Raw genomic sequence first — 15778 nt, 5'->3', positions numbered from 1 at the left:
GCCCCACCTAAATCAGCCAGTCCGAACGCGCGGAACCTGTGCCGACAGGGACCGGGAGCGGCACACCCGGCAGTCCGAGTCACCGCAGAACCGGGTCAGGGTGTGAGCCCAGCGCACCGACCGGCGACGCTCGAAGGCGTCCAGCAGCACCCGCAGCCCCACGCCGCCGACACCGGCCAGGACGACGAGCACGAAGGCGAGCATGGGCAGCGCGTTCATGCCAAACACTCCCCCGCGTCCTCGCCCGTTTCGCCGGTCTGGCCGGTGGTAAGGGCGTGGAGCCGCTCCACCTCGGCCGCGTAGGCCGCGAGCGACTCGGCGAGCTTGCGCGCGACCCGGACGTCCGCGGCGGTCGGTGCGGTCGCGTTGGTCGGAACGATGCGCACGTTGGCGTAGGCGTGCGAGATCGAGATCTGCGCCCGGTTCTTGCCACGCGGACACAGCACCGACACCCGCTCGTCCGGGTGCAGGGTCACCGACGTGACCGCCGTCCCGTCCTGCTCCACCTCAACCGTGGTGTAGCTGTAGGTGCCCATCACGCAGCCCTCCCCTTGCCCGAGGAACGCCCCGACGAGGGACGACGTCCGGAGCGGTACAGCCGCTCCACCTCCACCGCGTACGCCGCCGCCTGCTCGGCCAGGCCCCGCGCGAACTCCACATCCGAGGCGCCCAGTCGTTCGGGAAGGGTGAGGGTGACCAGCACCCGACCCGCCGAGACGGTGAACAGCGGAGTACGCGCCCGGAACGAGCGGAACTCGGTGGAGGCCGCGCCGTCGATGGGCAGCGACAGCGCCGACATGCGCCCGCCCGCCATCACGCAGCGTCCTTGGCAGCCGCGCCGTCCTTGCCCGAGGTACGGGCCGCGCCGCGGGAGTTGGGCGGACGCACCGCCGCCGCCTTCAGGCTGTAGGCCAGCCGCCCGGTACCGGAGTTGACGTACGGCGTGACCGCCAGGCCGTCGAACTCGACCGGCACGAACGGGAAACCCGCCGGAGCCTCCGGAATGATCGGCTGCACCGGAGCCATCAGCTTGACCTTGAACGTCCCCTTCTGTTCCGGGTCGGCGTCCAAGACCTCCACCGCCCAGACCAGTTCCCCGGAATCCTTGTCCCGCGCCTGCACGAAGTTCTCGCGGGTCGACCGGTCGAAGTCGCGCACCGGTTCGACGCCGCCCTTGATGTACGCGCCGTAGGGGAACACGTCCCCGAACGCGACCTTGAACGGACCCTGCACAGCCATCTCTGACTACCTCCAGATGTTCACCCGTCCGCTTGTCCGGTCGAGTGCATACTTAGATAGTACTTCGCACACTCGACCGGACAACCGATGATGTGAGTGACGTGCGTCACATTCGAAAGAGAGGCAGGTCAGGGGACGCGCGGGTTAGTCCGGGACGCTGTACACGTCCTCCAGCTCATGCAGCGACCCCGGCATCACGACCTCGGCCACGAACCGCACCGCATCAGAGGCGTCATGCAGACTCGCCACCGTCGACAGCACCGGCTCAGTCTTCTTGATCCCCAGCAGGCGAGGTTCGTCGCCGGCGGGAAGCCGCGCGGTCAACCGCTCGGTGATGTGGTCGATGCGCAAGCCCTTGACCGTGCGCAGGTGATCGCGCAGCCCGACCGGAAGCGCCGAGTCCTTGTCCAGGTCGGTGCCGAACGTCAGCTCTTGCGGGAACCAGCACGTCACCACCTCCGAGACGATGCCGTCCCGAGCGGTCACCCAGCGCCTTGCCAGCAGCCGGCCGCCGTCCAGGCCCAGCAGCGCGGCCACTGGCGCAGGGGCATCGACCGTCCCGGCGTCGACCAGCGTCACACCGTCGGAGGTTTCGGGTTGGTCGAGCACCGTCAGGCCCGGACGGGATGGCCGCGCCGTCGAGGAGGGGCGTCCCTTGACGAAGGAGCCGCGCCCGTGTTCGCGGATGATCCAGCCGTCCTGCTGGAGCATCTGCAACGCGCGGACCACGGTGGTACGGCCTACGGCGAACTCGCGGACGAGCTGTGATTCCGAGGGCAGCAGCGAGCCGGGCGGGTAGTCGCCGTTCTCGATCCGGCGCCGCACCTCCAGCACCACCCGCGCATACTTCGGAGGCTCGAACTCCAAGCTCGACATGACGACCACCTGACTACTAGGACGCTTGACCGCATAAGCGCATCTCACGGCACTGTAGCGCCCACATGCACCCACGTCACGCCTACCCGACCGCCACACGCAGCACCGACACCGCCACAACCCCCACGGCGACGCGGATTCGGCCGCCCGCAAGAAGTCTCACAGCAGGTAACGCGGCACCGGGAAGCCCGCCGCAACCAACGCCGTGCGCACCTCACCGACCCGCCGCGGACCAATGTTGCGCACCTCGGCCAACTCATGCGACCGCAGCAACCCCAGCACATCCCCCACCGTCGCCGTACGGCCCCGATCGTTGCGCAACGCGTTCAGCACATGCGCCGACAACCCCAAGCACTCCACCGGGCACCCCGCACTCACCCGCTCATGCTCATGCGGAACCTCAGCCACCGTCGAAGCGAACTCCGCGCCCAGTTCCGACACCCGACCCGCCGCCACCAGCAACCGCAGCAGGTCACCGACTGTCCGCACTCCAAGGCAAGAGACCGGGCACTCCAGCCCGATCCCCTCATGCCCCGCCCGATGTGTGTCGTGATCTGCGCCGATCACCTCGGCCACGGCCACCCCCGAGCGTTCGTGATCGCGTCGCGCAGTTCACGCGGGTCGACCGCCTCCACCAGCCGCACATCACGGTGGACCCGCACCATCGCCCACCACGCCCCGGTCGCCTGCCCGTACCAGGCCACCACGCCGGAGAACTCCCGCTCAATCTGCGCCGCCACCGACCTGCCCGCCTGATCCGACGCCGCCACCCACGAAACACCCATCACCCGCACCCGCCCGACGAGCCCGCCGCGCCGGCGAACGGAACGGCCAGCACCCGCGCGATCCGATCCGCCGCCATGGTCGTTTCCTCTATTGGGCACAACGGCTCCAACTCCACAGGAGAACTACGGGTCACCCCCGACCACACCCACAGCCACCACAACCCGCCATCACGGGGACGGCACAGCACCTCTTGCCGTAGCCCCGGAGCGAACCCCTGGCCCCGCGGATCATCAGGGTCGGGTTCCCCGGCCGGGTTGCGCGCCCGCACCGCGCCATGGCCCCACACCTCGGCCACCAGGCCGCGCGCCTCCAGCGCAGCCACCAGCGCCAACGCCGAAGCCCGCCACGACTCCCCCAGCGGAACCCGATTCACCACACGACCCACGATCACCACTCCCAGAGAAGACAAAGCGGGGCCGGTAGGGCGACGGCCACCGGAGGACCCACACCCCCGGAGGCGCGATCAACACCGGACGCCAAGACCGACCGCGCCCCGGCCGCCGCAACACCCACCGGCCCCGCAGCCCGTTACGCCGCGCGCACCCCACGCACCGGCACACACCAACGACACGGCGCACGCTCCACCTCGGGGCCGGAGTCGCCCGGCATCCCCACCAGCACCGCCCGACGAGGATGGACGAACTTCCAACCCCGGCCGTTACACCGGGAGCAGTCCGCGTTGCCTGTTCCTTGCTGCTGCGTCATGCCGACCACGATCGAAGAATTTCGGTCCGGCACCCATTCCCAGGCGGTATCCCGCGACGGGATATACGCTCAGCAAGGACGAGTCACGCGGAGGGAGACCCGATGTCGGGACGGGCGTCAGACCCGATCGTCATCCCGGAATCACTGTGGCAACGCCCGCAGATGACCCAGGCCCTGACCACCCGAGACATCCGAACCGTCTTCCACCTGTTGCGCCAGTACACAGGCGCCAGCCAGACCCAAATAGCGATCGCATGCGGCATGACCCAAGCCAAGGTCAGCGAGACCATGAAGAAGGGCGGCCGCCAGATCCTCACCCTGGAAGTCTTCGAGCGCATCGCCGACGGCCTCCAGATGCCCGACGCCGCCCGTATGACACTCGGTCTGGCACCCCGTAACCTCACCCCGCCGACCAGCACGAACGCGACGGTCATCACACCGCGGGATGAGCCCGCGGGGTTGGTTCCGGCCTCATTCCTGGGTTCCCTGGACGTAGAGCCCAACGTCGAGGAAGGGGACCCCGTGCGCCGCAGGACCTTCACCAAGCTGGCGGGGGCAAGCCTGTTCAGCGCCATCCTCGCCGACCTACCCGACGACGGCGCACCCCTCGAAGGCGTCGAGGCATTCGCCGCCGCTCTCGCCGGCTACCCCACCCTCAGCAGCGACCCCAGCCCGGCCGCGCTCAGCATGCCCCGCCTGACCAAGGCCGTAGCCGCCGCCAAACGCACCTACCAAGACTGTCAATACTCCACCGTCATCAACTCCCTGCCCAGGCTCCTGGCAGACTTGCGCGCCGCATGCGCCACCCACGAGGGAGACACCCGCCTCCAGGCCGAAGCACTCTCGGCCGAGGCCCACCACGTCGCCGCAAGCATCCTGCTCAAGCTCGACGAGGAAGGCTTGGCATGGGTCGCCGCCGATCGCAGCATGCAGGCCGCCCGCAACAGCCAGGACCTCACGATCATCGGGTCAAGCGCCCGCATCATCACCCACGCCCTGATGAACGACGGCCACCACGGCGCAGCCACCCAGACCGCCAGCACTTACGCCGAACGCATCGGCCGCGACACCGACCAGCGCACCCCTGATTTCCTGTCCGTCTACGGCGCACTACTCCTACGCGGAGCCGTAGCCGCCGGACACCGCACCGACCGCCACACCGCCGCCGCTCTCTTGGACGAGGCCCAGGACGCAGGCCGCGAACTCGGCGGAGACTTCAACCACCGCTGGACGGCATTCGGCCCCACCAACGTCCAGCTCCACCGCGTCAACATCGCCCTCCAACTGGGCGACGCCGGAGCCGCCATCCAGGAAGCCCGAACCGTCGACCTGGACCGCATCCCCCTCACCGAGCGCAAAGCAACACTCTTGATCGACACCTCACGCGCCCTCACCCAATGGGGCAAGCACGACAAGGCATACGAAGTCCTACGCGTCGCCCACCAGTTGGCCCCCGAAGAGATCTCGGCCCGCCCCGCCGTACACCGCATGCTGCGCGACCTCATGGTCACCGCCCCACCCAGCACCAAACGCCAACTCAGGGACTTCACCACCGAGATCGGGGTGCATCTGTGACCGACGAGCCCGACCGCCGCAAAGTCCTCTACGTCATCGTGTGCGCAGCAGGCCCCGCCGGCGATGTCGGAAAACTCGTCACGCTCGCCCACCAACGGGGCTGGGACGTCCAGATCATCGCCACACCCTCAGCCCTAGACTTCATCGACGCCGAGGCCCTAGAAGCCCAAACCGGCCGCCCCGTCCGCAGCGAATACCGCAAACCAGGCGAGCCCCGCTCCCCAAAAGCAGACGCCATCATCGTGGCCCCCGCCACCTACAACACCATCAACAAATGGGCCAACGGCATCAGCGACACCTACGCCCTAGGAATCCTCGCCGAAGCCCCAGGACTAGGAATCCCCGTTGCAGTCCTTCCCTTTATCAACACGGCCCTAGCAGACCGCAGCGCGTTCCAACGCAGCATTAATATACTTCGCACCGAGCGCGTCCGCATCCTCCTGGGCCCCAACGGGATCCAACCCCACCCCGCCGGTATGGGCAGTATCTACAAAGATGCTTTTCCTTGGCACTTGGCCATAGAGGAAGTCGATCAGGTTACGTTCACCGGAGGCCAGGATGAAGGCTAAGCCGAGCCTGCTAGCGAACATTGATCTTGCAACCAGCGCCAGCCTAGTGACGACAACATCCTTAGATCATCTTCCCCTTCTCATCTCCGATCGGTGCCTTGAGAACGCCGCCGGGCAGTTGGTCTCGTACGCGAAAGCCTCTTTGGCCGCCGGAAGTCCGATTATCAGCGAAACGATAACTATGCCTCGCAAGGGATTTGGCCCGCGCCCAGTCACTCTCACGACCGCGGCCAGTCGGACCCTATACGGCGCCCTAGTAAAGAATCTAGAAGACGACCTACCTGAATCCTCACGTGGCGGCGCAAAGTACAACCAATATCAGGCATTCGGTCTTGACGGCCAACAAGACTACGTTGCAGAGATAGACATCGCTTCTTGCTATGAGTACATCGATCACGCATATCTGCGGGACGAACTCCTACTTCGCTCAATGAAGGTGGACACATGCGAAGCCACCGTAGCTTTTCTACAGGAACTGTTTGGACGACCGCGAGGGTTGCCTCAAATGCAATATCCAAGCGATCGCTTGGCCGATGCATACCTGAGTGTTCTTGAGCGTCGATTGGTCCGCGACGGACGATCAGTGTTTCGCTATGCTGACGACATTAGGGTTTGCGCAGAAGGCTGGAGCCAGGCAAATCAAATAATAGAAGATGCAGCCGAGTACGCGAGAGAACTCGGCCTGATCCTTTCATCACAGAAGACTGCGATTTACAAGAAGGCAACCCTCATCTCACGTCAGCAAGCTGACGCTAATTTCCTAAACGCAAATCTTCGCAATGCAAGACGAGCACTCACTAAGATTATCCGCGTTGCAGTAGGCGGCGGAATTTATGAAGGGCCGGAATGGGAGGAGGAAGAGATTGAGCCCGGAGCCGTAGAAGCACTACATGCGGCCTGCTGGAAGATACTGCATGATTGGTGGTCGAAGGCTCAAAAGTCGGAGCCAGAAACACAAGTCAACAACCCTATTCAAGGCCCCCTACTGACAGCGCTGATTGTTTGCATGAATTATGACGAACGCCTCGACGACAGATTGCTGAGGGACTTCGTTTTCCATAATCCCCAGCGACTGGAACATGTCTGTCGATACGTGGCTAGCCGAGCGGAGCGTTCAAGTGAGGATCACTGGAGCACCCTCCGCTCTCTAATCAACATGGGACGCCAAAGCCCCTGGGCGAAGTTGTGGTTCCTTGATACTATCGAGAAATTGAACGCAAAGGTGGGTGATATACCGCTTGAGATCAGTGAATGGGTCTCACTTCAACTCTCCGACCGCCATGAGGTGGTGAGAGCTCACGCTTCATGGATTCGCGCTATCGATAGCAAGCTTACGAGCAGCGAACTTGGGTCGCTCTACCGAAAAGCTTCACCGATGACCCAACCAGCTCTCAGCGCGGCGGCCGCACGCCAAGTAAACATGGCAAGGGAGATTCGTAACGCTATTGAGGACGACAATCCCTTGAATCGAGAGGCCGCAGCATGGGCACAGCCATAGACTTCAGTTATCTGACAGAATCCGGGGATAACAGTCTTAGCATGCTCGCCCAGCTCGCCCGGCAAGTTGCACAAAGAGAGAACGTCTCTATCGAATGGATAGTGACTTCTAGCGCGACTCTCATTGAAAGTCATGTTGTACAACTAATTGATTCGCTGCTCGCACGTAGCGACGCAAGATCCAGCCCTCTTGGTGCAGCACTTATGGCCGAGCTGCATGACGATATACTTAGGACTTGGGATACGCGACTAGATTGGCTCAAAAAGGGTTTCGGGATTAAAATCGCAGGCGACAGCGCGACCCAGGAGTTTAGGGCACTAGTCGAAGCCCGAAATGCGATCGTACATGGAAATGGGAGACTGACATCTCTTCAAGCTCGGAAAACTACTCAACTCGTGCAACTTCGAAAGAAGTTGAAGTCGACTATGGACATCAGTCTAATTGGTGAGACCTTAATCTTCGGGCCATCCACTGCCGACAAAGCAATTAGCGTATGTCGCACTTTTATCCTCCACTTGGACACGGTTACCGTAAAGAGCTGCCCCGAAATGAAGCTCAATAACGCGTCACGCAGTTGATGACCAAGGCACCAAGCATGTCCGGGACAGGACAAGTTATGGACTGGATGCTCTGCCGAATTGGGCTGTTATAGATCAAGGGGCGGCAGCGCTCAGGCCGCTGCGCGGCCCCGCGCCAGGCCGCCCGGAGCGTGCGGCGTGGGCGCCGGTCACCGGACGGCCGCGCCGGGCCGCGCATCGCGACACCCCCGCCCTGTGCGCCAGCCACCGGCGGTCACGGGGTCGCGCCACCGCCCGTCCTCCCGTCACACGTGGCCGAGGTCTTCTTTGCCTCCGGCGGGGGCACTCTGACTCTGGGAAGCCCCGGCCGTGCCCGTGACGGTCACCGAGGGTTGAGGTAGGAAGCCTGAGCTTCCCGTCTGCCGACGTCCCGATCGGAGATCTACCAGACCAGGGCTAGGGGGCGAAGGTCGTTCGTCCAGTGGGGCGCTCCACCTTCGCCCCCTAGCCCAGCCCCGGTAGCGCGGAGCGCGGGACGACGGCAGACGGGAAGCTCAGGGAAGTGCGCGTGTGCTTGCGCCTCACTTACTCGACGGCGAGCGGACGACGAATTGATTGCCTGTGACATGCTCCATGACGACGCGAGGGCGCCGGCCCCGTGGCCAGGGGGCGAGGTTGTGCGCATGGAGCCATCGACCGATCTCAGCGCTCCGTAGCTCACGGCACCCACGCCAGAAGGAAGGCGAGACTCTTACGTCTATTCGGCCACGGCCGGAAAGCTCCAAAATCACATTCTGCCAGGCGGGATCGAAGTAGCGATCTCTATCGCTCTCCTGAACCTCCAGGCCGTACCCCGTTCCCCCGTTGCTCCATGCGGTGACGTACATGATGACCTCCCCAGAACACCAACGGTGGCACTGCGCTCACCTCGGCGAAAGTGGGTGGCCGCAACGTGCCACGCCGTGCCCTGATCGTGCCCGTTGGGGTGGTCGGTAGGGGGGTGCTACGGTCGCTTGCGGATCATGGGATGTGGCTGTCGAGCTGCATCAGGGCTGGTTTCAAGATCGGGAACCGATATCTTCCAAACTGGCTACGCGGGTTCGATTCCCGTCGCCCGCTCTCTCGTTTCCCCAGGTCAGAGCCCTGCGGGGCGATCTTGAGTGCCTCTTTCAAGATCATTTGTCACCCTCACTGGGATCTGGCACGTCTGGGCGGCATCCTGGTTCAACTACGAACCTCGGTGATCATGGTCTGACCATCCCTGGCGGAGATCAGCACGCCGACGAACCTGGCACCCTCAACACGGAAGGTCCGGCCCCCTGACGGGAACCGGACCTTCGTTCGTTGGACGGCTCGCTAGTTCGGCTCGATGCCGAGGAGCCGCCGTAGGTCGACTGTCACGACGCGGTAGCTGGCGCCGATGCGGATCACCTTGCAGGGGAACTGTCCATGGCGGGCAAGCTGGTAGGCGCGCGTGCGCCCGAGCCCGATGGCACGGGCTGCGGTCTCGACGCTGACCGTGATGGGGAGCGCAAGCAACTCGTCCTGGCTCATCTGCTTCACGCTCCGGCCCCTCTCCGGGGGTTGCCGAACCATCTCGTGCGCAGCCGCCCATTCTCGGGATGTCTCGCTCGTGGCTCGGTTCGTCGGAGCGTGGCCGCAGGTGCCGGTTCGACGACGGGGGCGGGGGACGGTGTTGCGCTGCCTCCGGGCGACAGACCGCTGCTGTGAACGTGGTTGATCGCGCTCCGGGCCTGGTCGACCGCCTCGCTGCATCCCGCGCCTTGGTGGCGGGCGTGGAGGATGGCGCGACCGAAGGCATCGAGTGCGGCGGCACCGAGGTAGCTGGTCGGGGCTCCGTCCGTCGGACGGCGTTCAGCCTCTCTGCGGCCCGGCGTGCGGCATCGGCTTGGGCGAGGCGCTGCTGGGCAAGACGGTGTTCGGCCGCCGACTCGATGAGGTCGGCGAGGTTCGCTATGAGGAACAGCAGATCGACGGTGAGGTCTCTTCTCTGCTCGCGTCGATCTCCCCAGCCGACGTTGGCGATTGCAAGCGTCCGTGCTGCCGCACGCAGGGCGCTTCCGTACGGAGTGACCGGTGGCGGACGACCGAACGGTTCTCGGGCAGCGCGGTCGTAGTCGTCGGCGGCCCGGGCCAGTTCGCGGTTGCCGGTGATGTCCGCCGTGACGTGCAGGACGTCAGCGGTCGCCACTGCGAGATCGGCGCGGGCCCTTGGATCATGGAGCGTTCGCATCTGCCAGGCCGCCGTCCCGGCCGCTCGGGCGGCCTCCCGGTAGGCCGCGGCCCGCACTTCGTGGTCGGCGGACGAACCCGGCGTCCACCTGCGCGACCGGACCGTCGGTCGGCGGGCCTCGCCGTCCGTCCATCGGTGACGCAGCTTGGGCAAGGTGAGGTCGGCGGCGAGCTTGCCGCCGGAGAAGAAGATCGGTTCACCCGCCGAGTTGTTGTAGTCGGGCACCGCGACGGCGTAGCCGGTCACCTCACCGGGCGTCCGGACGCTGAACCTCAGCCGCACCGCCAGCCCGCGCTCACGCAGGCCGGTGAAGAACGCCTCCTCGCTGCCGGACGATGCGGCAACGGCGGCCACGTGCCGCCGCAACGCAACACGCGGCGGCTCCTCCAAGCCAGCGCGCTGGGCCCGTTCCAGCTCAGCACGCGAAGGACGCGGCGCCGCCGTCCGATCCGCGGGCGCGGTACGGCACAGCCCATACCGCTGCTCGACAACCTGGCACGCAGTGCGGGCCTTGAGGTAGTCGCGGGTGATGTTGGGTCTGCGGCCGTCCTCTCGCGCGAGTGTGGCCACGACATGGATGTGATCGTCGGCGTGACGCACGGCGATCCACCGGCACGCCTCGGGATCGCCGCGTGGTGCGATGCCGGTCTGGTGCATCAGCTCCTCGGCGACGTCGGCCCACTCCTCATCGGTCAGGGGACGATCAGTGGGGGCGGTCCGGAGCGAGCACTGCCAGACCGGCTCAGCGGGCCGGCTCCGCCGCATCGTCTCCAGGGGCGAGCGCAGCGCCTCGGCCAGCGGCCGGAGATCACGCTTCCCGTCCGCGCGTCGTGTGGGTTCCAAAGCGGCCGGGTGGGGTACCCGGCAACGATGTGCGGGTCGGCGTGCTCGTTGCCCTTGCCCGGCCCGTACAGGTAGCGCAGGAGGTTGCCGACATCGGCGCCGCGAGTGACCTTCGCGATCACGGCAGCCGCCTACCGAGTTCCACGACGACGGCCTCCGCCCGCCGCACCACCTGAAAGCAGTACGCCGCCAACCACGTCACTGATTCCGGGACCTCGTCGTAGGCATTGGCATGGCGCACGAGCTGGTTGAGGTTCACCCCGACCGCGTTGATCTGACGGCTGGCATTCCGCAGCTCGGCATGCAACGCCACGAGCGCCCCGTCCACAGGTCGCTGCTCGCGAATCGCAGTGCGAACGGTCTTTACGACGAAAGCGCTGCAGGCGAGCCCGGCTCGCGTCGCCGCTTCGTGAAGCTCTTCATACTCCACGTCGCTGACACGGATTCTCAGCTCCCGCTCTCGCCGCCGCCCACCGCCGAGCTTCGCTCGACGCTGCAGCGGCTCCGCCCTGCCGTTGCCTCGCTTGTCTGTCGTTATATACCTCCGCTCCTGGCTTTAAGGACCGCGCTCGGTCCCCACCTGGCCAGTGTGATCTTCCGAGCGGAAGTTATCCACAATAGGTAGCGCTCTACCAGCTATCTTGCATCCCGCATTGACCTGATTATGCGTCAGTTCTCGAAGGCAAGTTCATGTCAATTGGCGAGCCGATTCTGACGCTTACTGTCGGCCGCTACCGCACCGTTCATCTTGCTGATGGAATACCCACTACCCGGTCTGCGCAGCAAGAACAGGAACCGCCGAGAACGTCCTCGGTGTCAGGTTCGTCCAGTCGATCTGGCGAGGGGAGGGATTTCATCCGTCGTAGGTTGCGAAGAGGTGGGCAGCCGTACTCGTTCGACTGATGGTCTTCCCAGGTTCGACCAAACCCGGGATGTCTGATGTACAGCAACACCATCGAATGCCCAGGACGAGGACGCTGTTACGCGCCCTCGTCGCCGTTCAACGCTCGCTTGAACCAGCCGAGAGAGCCGGTCTTCTGCGCCTCCTCGGCGAGACGCTTGGCAGACGCAGTCTGGAGCTGCGCAAGTGAGCTGTCTATCCACGGCTCGGTGTTCTGATTGCCGTGCTCCCGGTACTCGATGGCCTGAATGAGGCACTCAAGCTTGTCCGCGTCGCGGGCGCACATCGCTTCGGCGCTGGCCTTCCCCTCGTACTCCGCGACTACACCCGAGATCATCCTCGTGACCACCTCAGGCAGGCCGCGTGTCTGGCGCTCGGTGACCTGCTCGTTGGGTGCCTTCTTCACGTACGGCTTGGCCACATAAGGGATATCGGTGAGGCGCGTTTCCTGAGTGTCGTGGAAGAGGCTGAGCAACGCGGCGCGCTCGGGGTTGGCGCCCTCCATCGCGGCCAGGACGCTTGCGATGACCGCCGTACGGAGCGAGTGATCGGCGATGCTCTCGGGGTCCTTCACACCTGCCACGAGCCAGCCTGTGCGCTTGTAGCGCTTAAGAAGGCCGATCTCGTACAGGAAACCCGCCAGCCGCTCCGTCTCATTCGCCATGCTCACCCTCCTCTTAACGGCCGTCCGCCATACGTAGACCGTAGAGGGACCTCTTCCAACTCCCGTCGCGACTGGACGGACATCGCGGCTCCGTTCAGGACCCGCGCCGCCCGATCCTGCAACCGACCGAGCATGCCGGGCTCGTCATGGACGATTGCGGGCCGGTGTTGCAGGACTGCCCAGACCGTATGAGCGACGACATCGATGTAGACGTTAGTCGGCTCCAACTTGCCCACCAAATGAGCCGGCAGCTTCGTGCCCCTCCATGACCGAGTGGGCAACTCGACCATGAACGTTTCGGCCGTCTGCGGTAAGAGAGCCCTCGCCGCACCGCTCGACTCACGGGCTCTCGTCGTGATCGCATGATGGGCTGTCAGGGGAGGTCGTGTGCTCCGCGCTTGATGTCGGCGGCCAGTCGGCGGAAGCGCTCAGCCAGAAGGGTGATGTGGCGGCCGCTCGGGTCCTTGCTGTCGCGTACGCCGACGTCACCAGAGAGATTCGCAACCTCCACGCAGTTGGACTGGCCGCCTGTGCCGCTGCGGCTCGACTTGCGCCACTGGGTCATGTGTACTTCTCCAGTTCGGCCTCCAGGTAGGCCCGACTTGGGCCGACCGGGGCGGCTATGTCGCTCATCAAGTCGTACCTTACTGCCACTTCTTGCACATCGAACGGGTCCATGAGGAAGCAGCCACGCGTCGCCGCTTCGGTGTAGGCGATGTCCCGGTCGCCGACCGTGAGGAGCACGAAAGGGCCGTCGAGGCCCGGATGCGCGCCCGCGTTGTTCTCCACTATCCGGATGCTGATGAAGGGAAGCTCGCTCAGCTCGATCAGCCGAGTGAGTTGGCCGCGCATGACGTCCGGACCGCCCACGATTTGTGACACTGCCGCCCAGCCGAGAAGGGCCGTCACTCGTGGTGGCTTCGTCCTGCCGAATACGGTGGCCTGCCGTGCCAGCCGCCGCTCAAGGGTCGCTTGAAGATCCTCCGCTGTTCCGGCGCTCAGTGCGGCACGCGCGTAGTCCGGTGTCTGGAACAGCCCCGGGATGACCGATGACTCCCACATCCTGAGCCTGGATGAGCGCGCCTCCAGTTCGGCGAGTTCCAGCAGCCAGTTGCCCTCGTCGGCACGCTCGGCGAACCCGACCAGGGCCGTGAACATGCCGTCGGTGTTCCACACACGGTCGATGATCTCCGCGTGTTCCCGCTTGAGCTTGAGCGTGTTGGACTCGTAGCGGGAAACAGTCGAACGGTCACACTCAAGCAGGTCGCCGAGAGCCTGCCCGGACATTCCGTGTGCTTTGCGGTGGCGGCGCAGGTGGCACGCTATGAAGTGCCAAATCGATCTTGACGGGTCGAGCGACTCCCGCGCGAGCATGGCCTCTCCCGTTTGTTGCGGATGGTTCCGGAACGTAGCGAGCGTAGCTCAGAGCGAGCATCCTTACACCCGAAGTAACCGGCAACGTTCCGAAGGTTGTAGCGATATGTCCGCACCTGCCCCAGAAATCCCGACTCTTCTTCTCGCCCCCAACGAAAGTGCGCCGGCGTTGGCGAGGAATTTCCTTTCCGCGCAGTTCCGGATGTGGGGCTCCGCGGACGACTTCGTGGCGCGTCTGGTGGTGTGCGAGTTGGTGACCAACGCGTGCCGGCACGGCGAGGGTCAGATCATCCTTCGTGTCTTCCGCGACGTCCGCGCGGACTTGGCGGTGATCGAGGTGTGGGACCAGGGAGCGGGGCTGCCGGTGGTCGGCCCGGAGGACTTGGAGGCGACCTCGGGGCGGGGCCTGCTGCTGATGTCGCAGATCGTGCACGACTGGGGAACCCGACCGATCACGGAAGGCGGAAAGATCGTATGGGCCATCTGCGCCCTCTGAACGTCCAGGTTGAGCGGCACGTCCTGCGGTGGCGGACGTACCGGGGCCGCGCCACGACGGAAACGTTCCTGAGCCTGTTGGCCGTGGCTCTGGAGCCTCGGGGGTGGCGCCTCGTCCGGCTCTACCGCCCGCAGGGGTTCCCGGTGCCTCTGCTATGGGTCTACGCCGGCGGCCCCGACGATCACGTCGGGCTCGGGTTGGTCGTCCTGGCCGTTCCTGGCGGCGCATGGGGATACCACGACGCCGAGCGCGGGCGGCGCGCCTACCTGGCTCCCTGCGGCGACACCAAAGCCGCTGCCGAACAGGTCGAAGACCTGCTCAGACACCGCATGTTCCCCGGCACCTGGTAGGCCGCGGGAGGGACGACCCCACGGAATGGGCTAGGAGAGTGTTCCTCATTCTCGGCGGTGCTGCACGGCCCCTGGCTGGGGAACTCGGGCCGCCACACGTCACCGTCCGTCCCGTCTTGCTGCCTCGCCCCGAGGCAGCGAGACGGGGCACCGCCGAGGTACGGGGCGGATGCACAGGGAGCGTCAAGAGGATCTGACATCACCCATTTGCAGTCAGGTCGGCATTCTTTGTGCAAATTCTGGCATAGATGACCAGAAGGACGTCTGTTCCTCACCGTCGGGAGCGATCTCCACGCCGCCTCGTTGAACCATCACCAGGGAGGTGAGTAGTACACCGCGCAGCAACTCTTGAGCAACGACGTGGTGGGTGGAAAAATAATTTTTCACAAGGGCGCTCGTAAATTCACTAAACACAGACGGGTTGATGTCGTACATATCTTCGGCAACCGCCTCCAGGCCCGTTGGAAGCTCTAGGGTACGGGCGATCGCTTCCGCAAGGTTGACATACAGTTGCCCGACCCACAGTGATGGGCTCCACACGGTCTCGTCGTCGATGTCGAAGATGTAACCCATTATGACCACTCCAGCATGATCTGTTCGTTTGGATTCGCTTGACGCAACCTCTCGACTGCCGATTCTACCTCGGATCGAAATGAGGGATCGGCACCGGGACTGGTGAAGCGAAAACCGATGGGCGCTTGTTCGTAGTCGACCATGTACTGGCGCGCATCGAGATAAGATGAGAACTTCTTGTCAATGTGCTTGGCCACCCATCGTTCGATGTCGCCAGCGTTGGTCGCACTTTTCTCTTCCCACAGCACCCCGTCTTCGATGCAGTCGATATCAGTGATCGTCCTACCGGGCACGGCCGGATCGTCGACGACGTAGTCTCTACGCCCTTCCAACCGTGTGGGCTTGCTCGCTGCGCCCTCACCGGTACCGTCTCCCTCCGCATCCATACCACTGTCCCCGCCCTGGTCACCTTGAGCCTCTGGGGGCGCGGAATTCTCGCCAGTTTCTGCGGGGGGCAGGGGGCAGGGATCCGGCAAGGTCGTGAAATGAGGGTGTGACCTGCGGGGTCGCTGGTCCGGTAGGCGGGTTTGGGGGTTCGCAAGTAGCGGGTGGGGCCC

At 64.7% G+C, this 15778-nt stretch carries 20 protein-coding genes and 1 pseudogene; 5 read left to right on the top strand and 16 right to left on the bottom strand.

What is annotated here, in order from left to right; genetic code table 11:
• Positions 1-12: 12 nt before the first annotated feature.
• The 8 genes from ACGFIS_RS33550 to ACGFIS_RS33515 form a co-directional block, all read right to left on the bottom strand.
• Positions 13-219 carry a hypothetical protein gene (locus tag ACGFIS_RS33550; RefSeq protein ID WP_392973635.1) on the bottom strand — a complete coding sequence of 69 codons (207 nt, stop codon included), beginning with the start codon at positions 217-219 and terminating at the stop codon, positions 13-15.
• Positions 216-536, bottom strand: a complete 321-nt coding sequence (locus ACGFIS_RS33545) for a hypothetical protein (protein WP_392973633.1) — start codon at positions 534-536, stop codon at positions 216-218. The genes ACGFIS_RS33550 and ACGFIS_RS33545 overlap by 4 nt, the downstream gene beginning before the upstream one ends.
• Complete coding sequence (locus tag ACGFIS_RS33540; RefSeq protein ID WP_392973631.1) at positions 536-814, bottom strand: hypothetical protein; 279 nt, start codon at positions 812-814, stop codon at positions 536-538. Before ACGFIS_RS33540 ends, ACGFIS_RS33545 begins: the two co-directional genes overlap by 1 nt.
• Positions 814-1239, bottom strand: coding sequence for a plasmid replication, integration and excision activator (locus ACGFIS_RS33535; protein ID WP_392973629.1), 426 nt, complete (start codon positions 1237-1239; stop codon positions 814-816). The genes ACGFIS_RS33540 and ACGFIS_RS33535 overlap by 1 nt, the downstream gene beginning before the upstream one ends.
• A gap of 144 nt (positions 1240-1383) precedes the next feature.
• Positions 1384-2115 (bottom strand): GntR family transcriptional regulator, encoded by a 732-nt coding sequence (locus tag ACGFIS_RS33530; protein ID WP_392973627.1) that lies wholly within the window; start codon positions 2113-2115, stop codon positions 1384-1386.
• Positions 2116-2274: 159 nt separating this feature from the next.
• Positions 2275-2691 carry a hypothetical protein gene (locus ACGFIS_RS33525; protein WP_392973626.1) on the bottom strand — a complete coding sequence of 139 codons (417 nt, stop codon included), beginning with the start codon at positions 2689-2691 and terminating at the stop codon, positions 2275-2277.
• On the bottom strand, positions 2679-2900 hold the full coding sequence (locus ACGFIS_RS33520) for a hypothetical protein (RefSeq protein ID WP_392973624.1): 222 nt from the start codon (positions 2898-2900) through the stop codon (positions 2679-2681). The genes ACGFIS_RS33525 and ACGFIS_RS33520 overlap by 13 nt, the downstream gene beginning before the upstream one ends.
• On the bottom strand, positions 2900-3277 hold the full coding sequence (locus tag ACGFIS_RS33515) for a hypothetical protein (RefSeq protein WP_392973622.1): 378 nt from the start codon (positions 3275-3277) through the stop codon (positions 2900-2902). The genes ACGFIS_RS33520 and ACGFIS_RS33515 overlap by 1 nt, the downstream gene beginning before the upstream one ends.
• A 431-nt stretch (positions 3278-3708) precedes the next feature.
• Here ACGFIS_RS33515 and ACGFIS_RS33510 point away from each other — a divergent pair, with 431 nt between their 5' ends.
• The 3 genes from ACGFIS_RS33510 to ACGFIS_RS33500 are packed head-to-tail and all read left to right on the top strand — an operon-like array spanning position 3709 to position 7248.
• Entirely contained in the window at positions 3709-5181 is a 1473-nt protein-coding gene (locus tag ACGFIS_RS33510) for a helix-turn-helix domain-containing protein (RefSeq protein WP_392973620.1), read from the top strand.
• Positions 5178-5750, top strand: a complete 573-nt coding sequence (locus ACGFIS_RS33505; RefSeq protein WP_392973618.1) for a flavoprotein — start codon at positions 5178-5180, stop codon at positions 5748-5750. The genes ACGFIS_RS33510 and ACGFIS_RS33505 overlap by 4 nt, the downstream gene beginning before the upstream one ends.
• Positions 5740-7248, top strand: coding sequence for an RNA-directed DNA polymerase (locus ACGFIS_RS33500; RefSeq protein ID WP_392973616.1), 1509 nt, complete (start codon positions 5740-5742; stop codon positions 7246-7248). Before ACGFIS_RS33505 ends, ACGFIS_RS33500 begins: the two co-directional genes overlap by 11 nt.
• Before the next feature lie 1874 nt (positions 7249-9122).
• On the opposite strand, the gene ACGFIS_RS33495 is transcribed toward ACGFIS_RS33500, so the two are convergent.
• The 6 genes and pseudogenes from ACGFIS_RS33495 to ACGFIS_RS33470 form a co-directional block, all read right to left on the bottom strand.
• Complete coding sequence (locus ACGFIS_RS33495) at positions 9123-9320, bottom strand: DNA-binding protein (protein WP_392906068.1); 198 nt, start codon at positions 9318-9320, stop codon at positions 9123-9125.
• 1228 nt (positions 9321-10548) lie between these two features.
• A pseudogene (locus ACGFIS_RS33490) lies at positions 10549-10785 on the bottom strand (relaxase/mobilization nuclease domain-containing protein); the annotation flags it as partial.
• A gap of 196 nt (positions 10786-10981) precedes the next feature.
• Positions 10982-11362, bottom strand: a complete 381-nt coding sequence (locus ACGFIS_RS33485; protein WP_392973671.1) for a plasmid mobilization protein — start codon at positions 11360-11362, stop codon at positions 10982-10984.
• Positions 11363-11843: 481 nt separating this feature from the next.
• A complete protein-coding gene (locus tag ACGFIS_RS33480) occupies positions 11844-12428 on the bottom strand; it encodes an HD family hydrolase (RefSeq protein WP_392906069.1) in 585 nt (194 codons plus the stop codon).
• A gap of 373 nt (positions 12429-12801) precedes the next feature.
• Positions 12802-12993: a DUF397 domain-containing protein gene (locus tag ACGFIS_RS33475; protein ID WP_392906070.1), complete on the bottom strand. Its 192-nt coding sequence runs from the start codon at positions 12991-12993 to the stop codon at positions 12802-12804.
• Complete coding sequence (locus ACGFIS_RS33470; RefSeq protein ID WP_392906071.1) at positions 12990-13802, bottom strand: helix-turn-helix domain-containing protein; 813 nt, start codon at positions 13800-13802, stop codon at positions 12990-12992. Before ACGFIS_RS33470 ends, ACGFIS_RS33475 begins: the two co-directional genes overlap by 4 nt.
• Positions 13803-13908: 106 nt before the next feature.
• Between ACGFIS_RS33470 and ACGFIS_RS33465 the strand changes: the two genes are divergently transcribed.
• Positions 13909-14298 (top strand): ATP-binding protein, encoded by a 390-nt coding sequence (locus ACGFIS_RS33465; RefSeq protein WP_392906073.1) that lies wholly within the window; start codon positions 13909-13911, stop codon positions 14296-14298.
• 83 nt (positions 14299-14381) lie between these two features.
• On the top strand, positions 14382-14648 hold the full coding sequence (locus ACGFIS_RS33460) for a hypothetical protein (protein WP_392906075.1): 267 nt from the start codon (positions 14382-14384) through the stop codon (positions 14646-14648).
• Between the two features lie 213 nt (positions 14649-14861).
• Here ACGFIS_RS33460 and ACGFIS_RS33455 read toward each other — a convergent pair whose 3' ends face one another.
• The gene (locus ACGFIS_RS33455) at positions 14862-15221 is read right to left on the bottom strand and encodes a DUF6086 family protein (protein ID WP_392906076.1); all 360 of its coding nucleotides are present in this window, start codon (positions 15219-15221) and stop codon (positions 14862-14864) included.
• On the bottom strand, positions 15221-15607 hold the full coding sequence (locus ACGFIS_RS33450; RefSeq protein ID WP_392973614.1) for a hypothetical protein: 387 nt from the start codon (positions 15605-15607) through the stop codon (positions 15221-15223). Before ACGFIS_RS33450 ends, ACGFIS_RS33455 begins: the two co-directional genes overlap by 1 nt.
• Positions 15608-15778 lie beyond the last annotated feature (171 nt).

Origin of the sequence: Spirillospora sp. NPDC048824 (genome assembly GCF_043198455.1) — a bacterium.
GTDB lineage: Bacteria > Actinomycetota > Actinomycetes > Streptosporangiales > Streptosporangiaceae > Spirillospora.
This window is presented reverse-complemented; position numbering and strand designations above follow the sequence as displayed.

Excerpts from the sequence above, each read along its gene's own strand:
- ACGFIS_RS33550 (WP_392973635.1), bottom strand. The coding sequence starts at position 219 with ATGAACGCGCTGCCCATGCTCGCCTTCGTGCTCGTCGTCCTGGCCGGT.
- ACGFIS_RS33545 (WP_392973633.1), bottom strand. The coding sequence starts at position 536 with ATGGGCACCTACAGCTACACCACGGTTGAGGTGGAGCAGGACGGGACG.
- ACGFIS_RS33540 (WP_392973631.1), bottom strand. The coding sequence starts at position 814 with ATGGCGGGCGGGCGCATGTCGGCGCTGTCGCTGCCCATCGACGGCGCG.
- ACGFIS_RS33535 (WP_392973629.1), bottom strand. The coding sequence starts at position 1,239 with ATGGCTGTGCAGGGTCCGTTCAAGGTCGCGTTCGGGGACGTGTTCCCC.
- ACGFIS_RS33530 (WP_392973627.1), bottom strand. The coding sequence starts at position 2,115 with ATGTCGAGCTTGGAGTTCGAGCCTCCGAAGTATGCGCGGGTGGTGCTG.
- ACGFIS_RS33520 (WP_392973624.1), bottom strand. The coding sequence starts at position 2,900 with ATGGGTGTTTCGTGGGTGGCGGCGTCGGATCAGGCGGGCAGGTCGGTG.
- ACGFIS_RS33510 (WP_392973620.1), top strand. The coding sequence starts at position 3,709 with ATGTCGGGACGGGCGTCAGACCCGATCGTCATCCCGGAATCACTGTGG.
- ACGFIS_RS33500 (WP_392973616.1), top strand. The coding sequence starts at position 5,740 with ATGAAGGCTAAGCCGAGCCTGCTAGCGAACATTGATCTTGCAACCAGC.
- ACGFIS_RS33495 (WP_392906068.1), bottom strand. The coding sequence starts at position 9,320 with ATGAGCCAGGACGAGTTGCTTGCGCTCCCCATCACGGTCAGCGTCGAG.
- ACGFIS_RS33480 (WP_392906069.1), bottom strand. The coding sequence starts at position 12,428 with ATGGCGAATGAGACGGAGCGGCTGGCGGGTTTCCTGTACGAGATCGGC.
- ACGFIS_RS33475 (WP_392906070.1), bottom strand. The coding sequence starts at position 12,993 with ATGACCCAGTGGCGCAAGTCGAGCCGCAGCGGCACAGGCGGCCAGTCC.
- ACGFIS_RS33470 (WP_392906071.1), bottom strand. The coding sequence starts at position 13,802 with ATGCTCGCGCGGGAGTCGCTCGACCCGTCAAGATCGATTTGGCACTTC.
- ACGFIS_RS33465 (WP_392906073.1), top strand. The coding sequence starts at position 13,909 with ATGTCCGCACCTGCCCCAGAAATCCCGACTCTTCTTCTCGCCCCCAAC.
- ACGFIS_RS33455 (WP_392906076.1), bottom strand. The coding sequence starts at position 15,221 with ATGGGTTACATCTTCGACATCGACGACGAGACCGTGTGGAGCCCATCA.
- ACGFIS_RS33450 (WP_392973614.1), bottom strand. The coding sequence starts at position 15,607 with ATGGATGCGGAGGGAGACGGTACCGGTGAGGGCGCAGCGAGCAAGCCC.